The sequence below is a fragment of the Azoarcus sp. DN11 genome, from assembly GCF_003628555.1.
Taxonomy (GTDB): Bacteria; Pseudomonadota; Gammaproteobacteria; order Burkholderiales; family Rhodocyclaceae; genus Aromatoleum.
The window spans coordinates 2,130,805-2,147,042 of sequence record NZ_CP021731.1; the positions used below are offsets into that span (position 1 = coordinate 2,130,805).

The following is a 16,238-nucleotide window of genomic DNA, read 5'->3' on the forward strand; positions in this document are numbered from 1 at the left end:
TACAGGCACGGCGCCGCGCACGAATCACCGATTCCGGTGATGCGGACACGCGGGGGATGGGATAGCCGGGGAGCGGAAAGCGCCGCTGTCGCCACGCCTTTCCATAGTTCGTTTTAGTGATGTCGCGCCAGGGGCGAGGTGCGAGCATCTCCGTGCCGCAGGGTGATTCCAATAACAGGCCGACTCGGCCCCCGCCGGGGACAGCCGACGTGAGCTCACATCGTGAGGGAGACGGGATGCTTGCATCACAGCTTGAAAGGCACGGGAATGGCGCAGGAAAGCGCAGGCGCCCACTGGTACGGGCGCTTTCGCCCTTGTGCATGGCGTTTGCGAGTGCGGGGCTGCACGCGGCGGCGCCCGTGCAACTGGGATCGGATACCACGCTCGATTATTCGCTGACGCTGTCCTACACGGCGTCGACGCGCACGGAAAAGGCCGCGCACGAATACCTGAACGACCTCAACAGCGACGACGGCACGCGCAATTTCAAACGCGGCTCGCTGTTCACGAATCGCGCCAATGCGCTGGCCGAAGTCCGGCTCAAGCACGACAACCTCGGCGCGATGCTGAGGGCGAGCAGCTTCTACGACTGGGCCTATCGCTCCGCCAACGACAACGACTCGCCGCTCACCGTCAACAAGACCGGCGACCACGACGAATTCACGCGCCGCACGCGCCAGCTGAGCGGCAAGAACTCGCGCATCCTCGATGCCTTCGCCTATGGCAACTGGATGCTGGGCGACGAGCAGTTCCTGTCGCTGAAAGCGGGCCGGCACGTGCTCGCGTGGGGCGAAAGCCTGTTCTGGCCGAACATCAGCCAGGGGCAGTCGCCGCTGGACGCGACGAAGTTCAACGTGCCCGGCACGGAGGCGAAGGAAGGTTACCTGCCTGTCGGCCAGGTGTCGGCATCCTTCACGGTGAATCCGTGGCTGACTCTCGCGGGCTACTACCAGTACGAATGGGAAAAGACGCAGCTCAATCCGGTGGGCGACTTCTTCGGCAGCGACTACTTTGGTCCGGGCGCGCAGTTTTTCCGTCTCGCACCGGGTGTGATCGATACGCTGCCCGATCACTCCTTCCGTGTCGTCAATTTCGCCGGTGAGATCAAGCCGCGGAACACCGGCGAGTGGGGCCTGGCGTCGCGCTTCCGGCTGGGCGACACCACCGAACTCGGACTCTACCACTACCGCTACCATGACCGCATCGGCGCGATATTCTTCGATTTCACGGGTGCGACGCAGTATTCGTCATTCCAACGATTCGGGCGCAAGGCCTCGCCGGCAAGTGCCCCGTATTACAAGCTCGCCTACTTCGACGACATCAAGCTCACCGGCGTGAGCCTCAGTACCAAGATCGGCGATGCCGTGCAAATCGGCGCCGACGTGAGCTACCGCGACGGCGCGCCCGTCTATCTGTCGAACGGCGCGCCCGCGCGCGGCCAGCTTACACAGGGCAACCTCAATTTTCTCTACATCCTCGGTCCGTCGAAGTTCGCACATCAGACGACGCTGATGGGCGAAGTCGTGCATCAGCGCATCGAAGGTGTCGACAAGCTCACGATCACCGGCGGTCTGCCGGGCCAGAACGGGACCTTCAAGGACTTCACTTCCGACACTCAGACGAAGACCTCGACCCTGCTGGGCCTGGGTGCGATCTTCGACTACCCCAACGTGTTCGACGGCTGGGATCTGTCGACGAAGGCGATCTGGACGCAGAACGTCGATGGCAGCGCGTTATTCGGTATGGGCAAGGACGACCGCCGGATCACGCTGGGCGCCGATTTCAAGCGCCTCGGCAACTTCACGGTTGGCCTGACCTACGTCGCCTTCCTCGGCTCCCCCGATCTGGCCAACGGCCGGACGTTGACCGATCGCGACTACGTGTCGCTCAGCGCCAAATACACCTTCTGATTGCGTTCAAGCCGAAAAGGATCTGTTCATGAAGATGAAATTGTGCGGACTGCTGCTCTCGTTTGTTGCGGCAGCACAGATGTTTCCCTCGATGGCCCTGGCGAAGGGAACGCCCGAGGAGATCGCCCGCCTGGGCAAGGACCTGACCTGCATCGGCGCGGAAAAGGCCGGTAACAAGGACGGCAGCATCCCCGAGTATTCCGGCAAGTGGCTGGGCGTGCCGCCGCACGTGCCTTTCAAGGGCACCGGCAGGCATCCCGTTGATGCCTATCCCGACGAGAAGCCGCTGGTCGTGATCACCGCCGCCAACATGGAACAGTACGCGGCGCGGCTGTCCGACGGGCAGAAGGCATTGTTCAAGAAGTATCCGCAGACCTTCCGCATGCCGATCTACCCGTCGCACCGCGACTTCCGCTTCCCCGATTCGGTGTGCCAGACGGCGAAGGAGAACGCCGCCCACGCCGAGCTGGTGAATAACGGCGAAGGCGTGATGGGCGTGACGGGCGGGCCGATCTTCCCCTTCCCGAAGAACGGCCTCGAACTGCTGTGGAACGCGATCATCCCGTACCGCGCCTACACCGAAGAGCTCGTCTCGGACAACGCCTACGTGCTCGCCGACGGCGCGATCAACTGGGGGCGCGTGAAGTCGCGCAACCTCGGTGCGGCGAACGAGCCGGGCGTGCGGCACAAGACCGAGGGGCAGTCCTCGTACTACCTCAACGAGACGCTGCTGCCTGAGCGCGACAAGGGCGAGATCAACACCGGCATGGAGTTCTTCAACTTCGCCGAGCACCCGCGCCAGAGCTGGCGGTTCGACCCCGGCACGCGGCGCGTGCGCCAGTCCCCCGGCTATGGCTACGACATGTCCTTCCCCGGCACCGGCGGCTCGATCACCGTCGACGAGGTGCGCATCTTCAACGGTTCGCCCGAGCGCTACGACTGGAAGATCCTCGGCAAGAAGGAGATCTACATCCCGTACGACGCCTACAAGGTGCATTCGCCGAACATCAAGTACTCCGAACTCGTGAAGCCGGGCCACGCCAATCCGGACTTCATGCGCTACGAGCTGCATCGCGTGTGGGTGCTGGAAGGCAAGCTCAAGGAAGGTTTCCGTCACCTGTACGGCCGGCGCGTGATGTTCATCGACGAGGACACGCTGTTCCCCATCATGGCGGACAACTACGACGTGCGCGGCGAAATGTGGCGGACCTCGATGTTGAACCACTTCTACGCCTACGAGATGCAGACCTGGCAGGCGGGGGTCGGCTTCTATCACGACCTCAATGCCGGCACCTATCTCGCGTTCAACCTCGTCAATGAGCAGCCGTCGGCCTACAAGCTCAACGAGAACAAGATCACGCCGCAGATGTTCGGGCCCGAGGCGGCCCGGCGCATGGGCCTGTGATCGACTCCGCGCCGCGCGCGGGCGAGTCCGGGCCGGTCGGCCCGGAGGATGCCCCGCGCGGCATCCCGCTTTTCATGCGGCCGCCTGCGGGTGGCCGCAGCCACGACGAGGGACATGCGATGACAGCCACGGCGTCGCCGTTCGATCCGCTGACACTGGGGCCCCTGCGGCTCCGCAACCGTTTCATCCGCGCCGGCGCGAACGAGGGCATGGTCGTCGACGGCGCGCCCAGCCGTGCGCTCGTGAAGCACCACCGCGACCTCGCCGCCGGCGGCGTCGGCCTGACGACCGTGGCCTACGGCGCCGTGAGCGAAGTCGGCCGCACGCTGCCCAACCAGGTGTGGCTGCGTCCCGAGATCCTGCCCGATCTGCGCGTGCTCACCAGCGCGGTGCACGCGGAGGGCGGAGCGATCTCCTACCAGATCACGCACGGCGGCTCCTTCGTCACCTCGCTGAAAGTGCGCGGACCGACGATGAGCGCGTCCTCCGGCTTCAATAAGGCCGGGCTCCTGCGCGGCAACCTGTTCCAGCGCGCGATGACGGCCGAGGACATGGAGCTTGTGACGCAGCAGTTCGTCGACGCCGCGCGCCTGTGCCGGCAGGCCGGCTTCGACGCGGTCGAGCTGCACATGGGCCACGGCTACCTGCTCAACCAGTTCATCTCGCCGCTGTCGAACCGGCGCCGCGACGCCTTCGGCGGCAGCGCCGAGAACCGCATGCGCTTCCCGGCGGCCGTGCTCGCGCGCGTCAAGGAGGCGGTCGGCCGCGACATGGCCGTGCTCGCGAAAATCAACGTCGCCGACGGCGTCCCGGGCGGCGCCACCGTGGAGGACGCGATCGTCACCGCCCGCGCGCTGCAGGCGGCGGGCGCCGACATGCTGGTGCTCTCCGGTGGGCGCAATGTCGAGTCGGGCTGGTTCATGTTCGGCAGCAATCACGACATGGACGAGATGCGGAAAGTGCTCGCGGCAAGCCCGCTGACCGGCCTGATGCTCAAGTGGTCGCAGCACGGCGTGCCCCGCATCGCGTTCCGCGAGATGTACTTCCTCGAATACTCGCGCCGCATCCGCGCCGCGGTCGACGTGCCGCTGGGTTACCTCGGCGGCGCCAAGTCGCTCGCCAACGCCGAACAGGCCGTGCGCGAGGGCTTCGACGCCGTCGTCATGGCGCGCGCGCTGATCCACGACCCGGGGCTCGTCAACAAGTACCGCGAGGGCAGTGCCACGCAGTCCGGCTGCACCAACTGCAACCGCTGCGTGCCCTACATCTACCACCCGGCCGGGACCTGGTGCGTGATGAGCCCGCCGAACGATCCCGGCCTCAACAAGATCCGCGCCGCCGGCTGAACCGGCGAGCAGGCGGACTACATCCACCCCCAAGGAGACCCGATATGCAGCAGCAGTTTTCAGCATCGCGCCCGATCCGCGACGAGGACGTCCCGCGCTGGGACATCGAGACCGACGTCGCCGTGGTCGGCTTCGGCGCCGCCGGCAGTTGTGCGGCCATCGAGGCGCGCCGCGCGGGCGGGGAAGTGGCGATCTTCGAGGTCGCGGCAGCACCGGGCGGCAGTGCGGCCCTGTCCGGCGGCGAGGTGTACGTCGGCGGCAGCGGCGGCACGTCGGTGCAGCGCGCCGCCGGTTTCGAGGATTCCACCGAGGACTTCTACAAGTACCTCGTCATGGCCGGCGGCCCCGGCGCCGACACCGCCCGCGCCCGCGTCTATGCCGAGAACGCCGAAGCGCACTTCCGCTGGCTGCAGGAGCAGGGCGTACCGTACAAGGGCACGTTCCTGCCCGGCAAATGGCTCGAGCCGCACACCGACGACACGCTCGTATGGTCCGGCTCCGAGCAGGCCTGGCCCTTCTCGGCCGAGACCAAGCCCGCCCCGCGCGGCCACACCGCGCAGCAGGAGGGCTGGAGTGCCGGGCGCACGTTGATGCAAACGCTGTGCGGTCGTGCCGAGGCATTGGGCGCGAAGGTGCATTGCAACAGCCGCGCCCTGGCGCTCGTGACCGGCGCAGACGGCGCAGTCGTCGGCCTCGTCGTGCGCATCGACGGCGAGCCGCGCTACGTGCGCGCGCGCCGCGGCGTGGTGCTGTCATCGGGCGGATTCATCACCAACCGCGAGATGGTCGAACGCTACGCCCCGGACGCGCTCGTGTGCGAGACACCCGTATCCGCCGGCAACGACGACGGCTCGGGCATTCGCATGGGAATGTCCGTCGGCGCCGCGGCAATCCACATGGACCAATTCTTCGCGACCCTGCCTTACTTCCCGCCCGAATCGCTGGTGAAGGGCATCTTTATCAACGAGCGCGGCGAGCGCTTCATCAACGAGGACGCCTACCACGGCCGCGTCGCCCACTACGTGCTGCGCCAGCCCGGCGGGCGCGCGTGGCTGATCGTCGACGACGAAATCTTCGGCCGCCCGATGATCCACCGCGACATCACGATCGTCGCGGTCGGCGAGACCTGGGAGGAGCTGGAGCAGGAACTCGCACTGCCCGCGGGCAGCCTCCTGCGCACCGTCGAGGCCTTCAACCGCGAGGCCTCAGAGGGTCGCGATCCCGATTTCCACAAGGCGCCGAACTGGCTTCGGCCGCTGACGAAGGCTCCGTTCGCCGCGCTGAGCTATTGCCGCGGAGATATTCCGGGGCATGCGTTCACGCTGGGAGGGCTTGCGACGGATACCGATGGCGCCGTGCTGGATGAGGTCGGGCGGATGATTCCCGGGCTCTTTGCTGCGGGCCGCTGCGCCTGCGGACTGCCGCGCTGGGGGGAGGGGTACAGCTCGGGGATGTCGCTGGGGGATTCGACGTTCTTTGGGCGAAGGGCAGGGCGGCGCGCAGCCGCCGGCTGAGGCCAGTCGAAACAATCAAGCGGCCGCGCACAACACCGGCCACTTCTCATCCCTCGATTCGGTAGATCAACGGGAAGTCACCGCCAGGCTGCCCGAGTCAAAACGGGCGGCGCGCCTCTTCAACCTGGCTCGCGCCTCTTCCATTGCCACAAGGCGCTGTTCGTCCATCCCCTGCGGGTCGCGACTTCTCCCCGACGTAGACCTTGATTTCGGCCCAGGCCTCGCGAGCAGACCTCCGTCCTGCGCTGGAGGCTTTCGAACGAGGGGCAGTGTTACGAAACCTCTATTCAACCGCACCGGCAGGCAGGTGCAAACTGGTGTGAAGCGAACCTCGGTCGCCATGCCATCTGCACTTTGACAGTGCTGACGTGTATGATCAACATATAAATCGAGCAATCGAAAAAATACCGATTAGTTCTATTTCTCCATTCGTACTCTGGATTACACAGGACGTCGCTGCATATGCAGAGCATATGCTGTCCGCGCACGTTAGAAGTCACAAACAACCAACGGAGGCAACCCGTGACGTCAGAACAGTCAACTTGGCAAGCAGCTCTTGAGGCTCGGGATGACCTAGAACAATACGGAGACAACGCCATCGGTCTCTTCGCGCTCGCACTCCGTTTCGCGTTGGACGACATACATAGCGTCGCTGCGGAATCGGTCACGGACGGAAACGACGACAAGAAATGCGATCTTATCTTCATTGACCGCGAAGAAGGTGTCGCGGTCATCGCCCAGTGCTACTTCTCCTCAAAGGACAAACGAAGCGCGCCAGCGAACAAAGCGTCAGACCTCAATACCGCCGTTGCTTGGCTCCTGCAGCGCGAAGTGGCGGCATTGCCGGAACGTCTCCGCTCAGCCGCCACGGAACTCCGTTCGGCAATTTCCGATGGCGCCATTCAGCGCTTCGAAACTTGGTATGTACACAACTTGCCCGAGTCGACCAACGTGGATGATGAACTTTCCACAGTGGCCGCAACTGCCAAAACAGTGATAGATGCCCTGCACCCCGCTTCTAGAGTCTCAATCTCAACGGCCGAAATTGGACGCGGGACGCTTGAGGCGTGGTACTTGGAGACCCTTTCGCCTATTCTCGTCAATGATGAGGTCAAGATCGACGTCGAGTCGGGCTTTGCCCTGAATACTGGGGCGTGGTCGGCGTACGTAACTGCGGTCCCTGCGCGAGTGCTGCACCGGCTGTACAACAAGCACAAGACACGGCTCTTTTCAGCGAACGTCCGCGACTATTTGGGGTCACGTAGAAGCGACGCAAATATCAATAACGGCATCAAGCGAACCGCTCAGTCATCGCCCGCGGATTTCTGGGTCTTCAACAACGGCATAACCGTTCTGACACATCACTTCGAGGAGGTGGTTGTCAAAGGGCGAAGACAGCTTCTAGTCCGCGGCGTTTCCATCGTCAATGGCGCTCAGACCACTGGCGCGATTGGATCGTTGACAAAAGCGCCGGATTCCACGGCCCTTGTTCCGGCTCGCTTTGTTCAAACGTCCAAGCCGGAGCTGATCTACGACATCATTCAATACAACAACAGTCAAAACAAAGTAACCGCTTCGGACTTTCGAAGCACTGACCGAATTCAGAAGCGGCTTCGCGAGGAAGTGGCTGCGATCCCGAATGCGAAGTACGAAGGCGGCCGGCGCGGCGGTCACAAGGACGTCATAGAACGCAACAAGAACCTTTTGCCCTCCTACACCGTCGGCCAAGCCCTTGCCGCTTTCCATCAGGAGCCACTTACGGCCTATAACCTCAAGAGCGAAATTTGGGTGTCTGACCAAACGTACGCGCGCTTCTTCAACGACGACACTACTGGTGCCCATCTGGTCCTCTGCTACGCCCTGTTGCGGGCCGTCGAAGAGACTAAGCGAAGTCTCGTTGGAAAATCGAAGTCGGAGGCTGGCCTTACAGCACAAGAGACACAACTCCTCTCCTACTTCAGGCATCGGGGCTCGACCTATCTGTTCGTTTCTGCAATCGCCTCGTGCATGGAGACGTTTGTAGGAAGGCGAATCCCCGTTCCCGCAAGAATTTCCTTTGGACAAAAGACATCACCGAAGCAGGCAACGCAACATTGGGCTGAAGTAGTGAGGCTTGTCTCCCCGTTTTGCCAGCAACTTGTCGACGCGCTCAGCGACGGACTGAAGAGTAACGAGCGTGCGCAGAAAGCGATCACGACGTTCCGAAGCCTTGTTCAGGCAACTTCGGGCGCTAATGCCGATGCCTACAAGAGGTTTGCCAAATCTGTCGCTCTCAGCAAGTAACTGCTAAGAGGCATAACACCTACTGTCCACCGACGCTCCGCCTATCAGCTGCGCGTCCCTGAACTTGGACGCTGAACCTTGTAACATGGATAGCGAACGGATGGTCCGGGTAAGTTTCGACAGAGAGCAGATTAAGGCGTTGAAGCTGCACGCTACACGCGGACGCCCATATTGGGACAGAATTAGCGTTGCACTCGCGTTTCGGTTACTGGATACATCGGACCCTTACTTCAGTTACTTCGCAGTTCTTGACGAATTGGACTACATGGAGGGGATAAGGCCGGCTTCTTCCACGAAGGCAGAGGAACAGTTCAGGCGAAAACCGTTACATCCGCTTTGGCATAAGCACTTCTTTCTTCCGAAGCACGTATCCCGAAACGTAGACGTGCGTTGGAACCTTCTCGACGGTGGAAATAAGGACCTCACAAAGATGCTTGGGGAGGTCACAGAGAATTTTGGTGAAGACCCGGAGGTGTGGACCAACTACCTTACACATCGTTTGGTAGTTCAAGGATTTGAAGAAAGAGCACGTCGCGGCTTGACGGGGGACTGGATAATTTTCGGGAAACACGACGGGAAGAATTTCTACTTGGACCTCGCCGTTCACGAAGAGGGAGACGAGCACGGGGCTGCCGCGCTGCTGCAAAGAATTAGGGCTGGTAGCCAGGCCGAGTTCCCATTCTTCTTTGAATGAACTCGCAAGGCCGTGCATGCCAGGACCTGATTCAAACAGTCGCACAGTCCGGTGATTTTGAACGCTGGCTCCATTTTAACGTCGTGCTCACGATTGACAAAGTGTAGCCGATCGGCTACAGTTCATTCATGGTCGAAATTCGGAAAACCGAGATTTTCGCTCAGTGGCTCGACGCCTTGCGCGACATCCAGGCGCGGGCGCGAGTCCAAGCCAGAATCGAGCGTCTTGCCGGTGGAAATCCCGGCGACGTCGAGCCCATTGGCGAAGGTGTTTCCGAGCTGCGAATCAATTATGGTCCCGGTTGCCGGGTGTATTTCAAGCAGCGAGGGCGTGAGTTGATCATCCTTCTGGCCAGTGGTGACAAGAGCACTCAAGCAAAAGACATCAAGGCGGCCTTGCGTCTCGCGCGAAACCTGTCGGAGTAGCCGCTATGGCCAAAACCGCTACCACTCGCTATGACGTTGCAGAGCACCTCCGAACCCCGGAGGAAATGGCGGCTTATCTTGAAGCGTGCCTGGAAGAGGCAGATGGAGATGCTGCCTTTATTGCAAAAGCGCTTGGTGATATTGCCCGCGCCAAAGGCATGGCTCAGGTCGCCAGAGATGCCGGGCTCTCCCGCGAAAGCCTCTACAAGGCTCTTTCGGGGGAACGCAGCCCTGGCTTTGACACGATCCTCAAGGTAATTGGTGCTCTCGGGCTGAAACTGCATGCCGAGGCCAACCATTCCTGAGGAAAGCGTCGACCAACCCAGCAGCCGAGCGGAACTGGGAGAAACGCCGTGCAGGCCGGTCACTTCGACGTGAGAAATGGTTCTGTAGCGGTAGCGTGGCATGACTAACAGCAATGCGTCGCCGTCGATCCTGGAGTCCGACGGTCGGAATCGGCCGGGCCGGGACCGACTAAACCCTTGATTCCCCTAATGGGCGAGCTTCAATCGCTGGCCCGCGGTTCGCCGATGCAGGCAGTCGCAAACTAAGCACAAACGCCAGCCCGATCAGCCCGACGAGCAGCCACCCAACGGTCCCGAGCGCCGCGGCCAGCGCGTCCGGCGTCCCTTGCGCCTTGTGAAAAGCCAGCGACGCGCTGAAGGTCGCGAGCGAGACCGACGATCCGGTCGGGGAGCCTAGGTCGCGCAGGGTGCTGAAGAGGCCGGTGCCGGCGCCGAGGCGGTCGGGGGGGACGGCGCCGAGGGCGAGTTTCATGACGGCGGGGGTGTTGCAGCCCATCGCGAGGCCGAGCACGCAGACGGTGGCGATGACCATCCAGAGCGGCGTGTCGCTGCGCAGCGTGAGCAGCAGGGCGAGGCCGGCGAGCGTGCCCGCCAGGGCGGCGGTGGTCACGTGGCGGGGGGCGATGCGGTCGACGAGGCGGCCGGCAAGCGGGGAGGAAAGGACGCTGCTGCCGTAGAGGAAAAGGGTGACGAAGCCGAACTGCGCAGCGTTGCCGCCGGGGCGGCCGGTGACGAAGTAGGCGAGCGAATAGACGACGCCGCTGAAGGACAGCAGGTGCAGCCAGTAGATGGCGCTGGGCAGCGCGAAGGCGGGGCGGCGCAGGATGGCGATGTCGATGACGGGCGCGGCGACGCGCTGGCTGTTGCGCCATAGCAGCGTGAGGCCCGTGAGGCCGGCGACGACAATCAGGGCGGTGTAGGGCGAGCGCAGGCCGAAGTTGCCGATCCAGGTGGGCAGGGACAGCAGCGCGGCGATGGTCGTGAAGAGGTAGAACGCGCCCTTGAGGTCGAACGGCGCGGGAGAGCGTTCACTGCGGATGTCCGGGACGAGCAGGGCGACGGGGACGATGCCGACGAGGGCGAGCGCGCCGCTGATCCAGTACACGCTGGGCCAGCCGAGGCGGTCGATGAGGAGGCCGCCGAGCAGGCCGCCGCTGGCGGCGCCGAGCGTCATTGTCATCGCGAAGATGCCGAGCGCCATGCCGCGGCGCTGTTCCGGGAAGAGATGGCCGATGTAGGCGAAGACGCCGGGCAGGATGCAGGCGACGCCGAGGCCCTGGGCGAAGCGCGCGGCGAGGAAGACGTGGAAGGTCGGGGCGGTTGCGGCGGCGAATTCCGACAGCGCGAACACGAGCAGCCCGGCGAGCAGGACGCGCTTGCGTCCGCGCTGGTCGCCGAGGCGGCCCATGATGGGCGCGAATACGGTGAGTCCCACGAAGTAGGACATCAGCACGAGCGCGGCGAGGTTGATCGGGATGCCGAAATGCCGCGTCAGGCCGGGCAGGGCGGGCGCCTGGAAGGCGGCGGCCTCGATGGTGACGAAGGTGCCGAACAGCAGGGCGGCGTAGATCTTCCACGCGGTGCGCGAATCCATGGAGACTCCCGGTGGGTGAGGGGAATTGTGATGAGCGGACGGGTTCCTCCCCCTTCAAGGGGGAGGCTAGGAGGGGGATGGGTTTCGGCGACGCCCGCTAGACCCATCCCCACCCCGACCCGGGAGCCTCCGCTTCGCTCCGTCGTTCGGCAGGCGGCAAGCGATGCTCGCCGAAACCCCTGCCTCACCCCCTTGAAGGGGAGGGAGGAACCGTGTTCCCGACACGCCGTTGCGCTTGTGCTTTGGGTTACGCGGCCAGCGACGGGTAGTCCGTGTAGCCGCGCGACCCCGGCGTGTACAGCGTGCCCTGGTCGAACTCGGCGAGCGGGGCGCCGTCGCGGAAGCGGCGGACGAGGTCGGGGTTGCCGATGAAATAGCGCCCGAACGAGACCGCTTCGCCTTTGCCTTCGGTGAGGATGCGTTGGGCGCTGGCGAGCTTGAAGCTGTCGTTGGCGATGATCGGGCCGCGGAAGTTGGCGCGGGCGAGCGCCAGGGCGTCGAGTTCGCGTAGCGGCGAGCGCATCACGTGCAGGTAGGCGAGGCCCAGCGGGTCGATCGCCTGCAGCAGGCCGGAGTAGGTCTGCACCGGATCGTCGTCGAGGACGTCGTTGAAGGGGTTGGCGGGGCAGATGCGCAGGCCCACGCGGCCCGCGCCGGCGGCGGCCGCCATCGCTTCCAGCGTTTCGACGACGAAGCGCAGGCGCTTTTGCGGGGTGCCGCCGTAGGCGTCGTCGCGCAGGTTGGTGTTGGCGGCGAGGAACTGCATCGGCAGGTAGCCGCTCGTGCAGTGCAGTTCGACGCCGTCGAAACCGGCTTCCAGCGCATATTCGGTCGCGCGGCGGTATTCCGCGATGACGCCCGGGATCTCGTCGGTGCGCAGCGCACGCGGCAGGTCGTATTCGACCATGCCGGCGACATCGGTGAAGATCTTGCCGGCGGCGCGGACGGCCGAGGGGGCGACCGTCTCCGTGCCGGGATCCTTGTTGAGGTGGCTGGCAACGCGCCCGACATGCATGATCTGCAGCACGATGCGCCCGCCTTCGCGATGCACCGCGTCGGTAACCTTGCGCCAGCCGGCGATTTGCTCGCCGGTGTGGATGCCGGGCGTGCGGCAGTAGCCCTTGCCGTTGGCGCTGGGCTGCGTGCCCTCGGCGACGATGAGGCCAGCGGTGGCGCGCTGGCGGTAGTACTCGACCATCAGCTCGGTGGGCACGTCGCCCGCGCCCGCGCGGCTGCGGGTCATCGGTGCCATGACGATGCGGTTGGCGAGCTCGATGTCGCCGAGCGTGAGCGGGGAGAACAGATCTGGCATGTGCGGGCTCCTTCAGCGGACGCGGATCTTCGGCGCGGGGGTGCCGCGCCGCATCGTCTCGAGGAACTTCTCGAGCGGCGCGGGCGCCGCGACCTCGGGCAGCGATTCCTTGTCGGGGCGCTCGGCCCAGAACGCCTTCCACGACGGGAAGAGCTCGTGAAAGGTGCCGACGTAGGGCTGGCGCCCGGGCCAGCGCATCTTCATGTCGCCGATCGGCGGCTTGTTGAGATCCGTCGCGTACCAGTAGCAGGGCAGGCGTCGGCGGAACAGCCAGCGGCCGTCGATGCGCTCGTAGTCGTCCCAGTACAGCATCTGCATGATCACCCACTCGCCGCCGCACTCGTGCTCGTTCTTCGAGTAGACGACGCCGGTGGCGTGGTCGCGGTCGATGAACTCGATGATGTGCTGGCCGAGGTGGTGCGAGGTGCCGGTGAATTGCTCACGCAGGGTGTCGTCCTGCCAAGCCTTGAAGTGCGCGCGGCCGACCCGCTCGCGGCCGACGCGGATGTCGGGCGCGAAGAGGTTCACATGCGCGTCCATGTCGCGCATGTCGAGCGACAGCGAGTACTTCGCGGCGAGCTGGCGGATTTCGTCGATCGATTCGAGCCGGTCGATGCGTTCTTCGAGCGTGGGTGTGCTCATTGCGTCCCTCATCAGAGCGCGGTGACGAGGACGGCGGAGCGGCCCCCGTCGACCGGCAGCGCGGCACCCGTGATGTAGGAGGCGTCCGGCCCGGCGAGGAAGGCGATGGCGGCGGCGAGTTCGTCGGCCTGGCCGACGCGACCCATCGGGATGAGCTTCTCGGTCGTGCGGCGCGAGTTCTCGTCGGCGAGCATGCCAGCGGTGGCGGGCGTCTCCACGACGGCGGGGATCACGACGTTCACGCGGATGTTGTCCGGGGCGCCTTCGGCGGCGGCCGCGCGCGAGAAGTTCATGATCGCGGCCTTCGCGGCCGAGTAGCCGGCCATCCACGGCGTGCCGAGGGTGCCGCAGATCGACGAGAGGTTCACGATCGCGCCGCCGCGGCCCTTCATCAGCTTCGTCGCGGTGCGCGTCCCCCAGAAGGTGCCGTCGACCGAGGTCGCGAAGTTGGCGTGCCAGTCGGCGGTGGAGGTCGATTCGATCGCGCCCCAGGTGAAGGCCATCGCGTTGTTCACGAGGATGTCGAGGTGGCCGTGGCGCTTGGCAGTGTCTTCGAGCGCGGCGACGAATTGCGCCTCGTTGCCGACGTCGACGACGACCGCTTCGGCCTTGCCGTCCTTGCCGACGATGGCGGCGACGACTTCGTCGAGCGGTTCCTTGCGCCGACCGCAGATGACGACCGTGGCGCCTTCGGCGGCGAGGCGGTGGGCGGTGGCGGCGCCGATGCCGGAGCCTCCGCCGGTGACGAAGGCGACCTTGCCGTGCAGTTTTCCGGACATGCTCTTCTCCTTACTTGAAGTACGAGCCGCCGTTGGCGACGAGATCGGAACCGGTGACCATCGCGGCGTCGTCGGACGCCAGGAAGGCGACCGTCGCGGCGATGTCGGAGGGATCGGCCATGCGGCCGAGGGGGATGCCGGCGACCATGGAATCGATCCACGCCTGTGAGACGTTGGCCATGATCGGGGTGTTCACCGGGCCGGGCATCACGTTGTTCACGCGGATGCCGCGCGGCGCGAGCTCGCGGGCGAGGCTGCGCGTCATGCCGGTCAGCGCAGCCTTGGAGGCGGCGTAGTGCAGCGCGCCTTCGCCGGAGATGGCGGAGGTGCTGGAGATGTTGACGAGGGCGCCCTTGATGCCGTGCTTGATCATCACGCGCACGGCTTCGCGCGTGCAGAAGAAGGTGCCGTCGAGGTTCACCTGCATGACGCCGCGCCAGCCCTCGTCGGCCATGTCGCAGATGAGATCGGGATAGGTGGTGGGCTTCTCGCCGCGCGCCATCTGTTCGCCGCGTTCGTTCATGCGCGCGAGCAGCTTGTCGAAGCCGTCGTTCTTGGCGCTGCCGATGCCGGCGTTGTTCACGAGCACGTCCAGGCGACGGTAGCGGCCGTCGACTTCCTCGAAGAGGGACTTTACGGCGGCGCTGTCGGCGATGTTGCAGACGCGCGCGATGCCGTCCTTGTTGCCCGCGAGCTCCAGCGTTTCCTTCGCGGCGGCTTCGTTCACATCCGCTGCGACGACGGTCGCGCCTTCCTGCGCGAGGCGGATTGCGATGGCGCGGCCCATGCCCTGGCCGGCGCCGGTGACGACCGCCACTTTTCCTGCGAATCTCATGCCATGTCTCCTGGAAAGAACTGTTGGTGTAGGGTGAGCGTAGGGATGCCGCGGCGGCGTGCCATCGTCCGATGGGACTAGCGCGGGCGCCGCGGCTGCGCTCAGGCGGCGTGCGCGACGCGGGCGTCGGACAGGGTCTGGTTGGTCCACGTCTTGAAGGCGCGGCGGAAGTTGCTGACGCTGCTGTAGCCGAGCATGTAGCCGATCTCCTTGGGCGTGAGCGTCGTGTGCTGCAGGTACTGGAGCGCGAGCTCCTTGCGCGTGTCGTCGAGGATCTTCTGGTAGCTCTGGTCTTCGTCGACGAGACGGCGGCGCAGCGTGCGCGCGCCGATGTTGAGGTGCTCGGCCATCTCCTCCAGCGTCGGGAAGTCGCCGGGATGGCCCACCAGGTAGTCGCGGATCAGTTCCGACAGCCGCGCGTCGCGGCGCTGGCGGGCGGCGAGCATCTCGCACTGGCTCGCGCACAGCTTGAACACTTCCGGGTTGGATAGGCTGATCGGGTCCTGCAGGCGGTTGATGTCGAAGACGACGAGGTTGCGCGACTGGTTGAAATACACCGGGCAGTTGAAGCGCTTGAGATAGGGCGTGACGTCCGCCGGCTGCGGGAAGCTGAGGTGCAGTTCGAGGATGGGGAAGGGGCGGTTGGTCAGGCTGGACGCGAGCTGGATGGTCTGGCTGACGAATTCCTCGACGGCGAAGCGCATCACGTCCCCGAGGCGATACACGTCGTGGATCTCGGAGAACCAGCGGCCGTGCCGGATGGTGTTGGTGGTCGAGAAGATGTGCTCGTTGAGGCCGCGGTAGCGGTCGTAGAGCTCGCGCGAATCCTTGAGCGTGGCCGCGCTGAGCGCCGCGTAGCCGAGGATGCCGAGGTCGCTGACGCGGAATTCCTCGCCCAGCGCGATGCCGAGCCACGGGTTGCGCGTCAGTTCCAGCATGTTCAGGATGACGCGGCGGTACTGCGGCGGATGGGGCTGGATCTCGCGCTCGGTGCCCTGCCCGGCGCGCAGCCCGGTGCCGGCGAGCACGCGCTCGGCGCCGATGCCGCGGCTGGCCATGCGGGCGAGATAGAAGTCGAGTTTGCCTGTCGGTTTCAGGTCGTTCATTGTCGTCTCCGTCCGTTTCCGTCGCGTACCGGCTCGCTTGATGCGTCTTTGGCCGCATCGGAATCGTCGTCGACGCCTCGATCGGGCG

The 16,238-nt window shown here is 64.7% G+C and carries 14 protein-coding genes; 8 read left to right on the forward strand and 6 right to left on the reverse strand.

All coding sequences use genetic code 11. The features are described from left to right. Positions 1–359: 359 nt before the first annotated feature. From CDA09_RS09730 to CDA09_RS09765, 8 genes are all read left to right on the forward strand, one after another. The gene (locus CDA09_RS09730; RefSeq protein ID WP_286164448.1) at positions 360–1,910 is read left to right on the forward strand and encodes a DUF1302 domain-containing protein; all 1,551 of its coding nucleotides are present in this window, start codon (positions 360–362) and stop codon (positions 1,908–1,910) included. Positions 1,911–1,938: 28 nt separating this feature from the next. Continuing rightward, positions 1,939–3,315 (forward strand): DUF1329 domain-containing protein, encoded by a 1,377-nt coding sequence (locus tag CDA09_RS09735; RefSeq protein ID WP_121428437.1) that lies wholly within the window; start codon positions 1,939–1,941, stop codon positions 3,313–3,315. A 119-nt stretch (positions 3,316–3,434) separates the two neighbouring features. Further along, positions 3,435–4,661, forward strand: a complete 1,227-nt coding sequence (locus CDA09_RS09740; protein ID WP_121430811.1) for an NADH:flavin oxidoreductase — start codon at positions 3,435–3,437, stop codon at positions 4,659–4,661. Positions 4,662–4,705: 44 nt separating this feature from the next. Continuing rightward, on the forward strand, positions 4,706–6,175 hold the full coding sequence (locus CDA09_RS09745) for an FAD-dependent oxidoreductase (protein ID WP_121428438.1): 1,470 nt from the start codon (positions 4,706–4,708) through the stop codon (positions 6,173–6,175). 522 nt (positions 6,176–6,697) lie between these two features. Then, positions 6,698–8,458, forward strand: coding sequence for an AIPR family protein (locus CDA09_RS09750; protein ID WP_217351300.1), 1,761 nt, complete (start codon positions 6,698–6,700; stop codon positions 8,456–8,458). Between the two features lie 85 nt (positions 8,459–8,543). After that, on the forward strand, positions 8,544–9,152 hold the full coding sequence (locus tag CDA09_RS09755; RefSeq protein WP_128106553.1) for a hypothetical protein: 609 nt from the start codon (positions 8,544–8,546) through the stop codon (positions 9,150–9,152). A gap of 128 nt (positions 9,153–9,280) precedes the next feature. After that, complete coding sequence (locus tag CDA09_RS09760; RefSeq protein ID WP_121428441.1) at positions 9,281–9,577, forward strand: type II toxin-antitoxin system RelE/ParE family toxin; 297 nt, start codon at positions 9,281–9,283, stop codon at positions 9,575–9,577. A 5-nt stretch (positions 9,578–9,582) separates the two neighbouring features. Next, a complete protein-coding gene (locus CDA09_RS09765) occupies positions 9,583–9,882 on the forward strand; it encodes an addiction module antidote protein (RefSeq protein WP_121428442.1) in 300 nt (99 codons plus the stop codon). Positions 9,883–10,051: 169 nt separating this feature from the next. Here CDA09_RS09765 and CDA09_RS09770 read toward each other — a convergent pair whose 3' ends face one another. The 6 genes from CDA09_RS09770 to CDA09_RS09795 all read right to left on the reverse strand — a co-directional run bounded on the left by CDA09_RS09770 (position 10,052) and on the right by CDA09_RS09795 (position 16,150). Continuing rightward, positions 10,052–11,476: an MFS transporter gene (locus tag CDA09_RS09770; protein WP_121428443.1), complete on the reverse strand. Its 1,425-nt coding sequence runs from the start codon at positions 11,474–11,476 to the stop codon at positions 10,052–10,054. A 247-nt stretch (positions 11,477–11,723) separates the two neighbouring features. After that, positions 11,724–12,788 (reverse strand): alkene reductase, encoded by a 1,065-nt coding sequence (locus tag CDA09_RS09775; RefSeq protein ID WP_121428444.1) that lies wholly within the window; start codon positions 12,786–12,788, stop codon positions 11,724–11,726. Between the two features lie 12 nt (positions 12,789–12,800). Then, entirely contained in the window at positions 12,801–13,430 is a 630-nt protein-coding gene (locus CDA09_RS09780) for a nuclear transport factor 2 family protein (RefSeq protein WP_174718430.1), read from the reverse strand. Between the two features lie 11 nt (positions 13,431–13,441). Beyond that, positions 13,442–14,209, reverse strand: coding sequence for an SDR family NAD(P)-dependent oxidoreductase (locus CDA09_RS09785; RefSeq protein ID WP_121428446.1), 768 nt, complete (start codon positions 14,207–14,209; stop codon positions 13,442–13,444). 10 nt (positions 14,210–14,219) lie between these two features. After that, positions 14,220–15,044: an SDR family NAD(P)-dependent oxidoreductase gene (locus tag CDA09_RS09790; RefSeq protein ID WP_121428447.1), complete on the reverse strand. Its 825-nt coding sequence runs from the start codon at positions 15,042–15,044 to the stop codon at positions 14,220–14,222. A gap of 101 nt (positions 15,045–15,145) precedes the next feature. Continuing rightward, positions 15,146–16,150 carry an AraC family transcriptional regulator gene (locus CDA09_RS09795; RefSeq protein WP_121428448.1) on the reverse strand — a complete coding sequence of 335 codons (1,005 nt, stop codon included), beginning with the start codon at positions 16,148–16,150 and terminating at the stop codon, positions 15,146–15,148. Between the last annotated feature and the right edge of the window lie 88 nt (positions 16,151–16,238).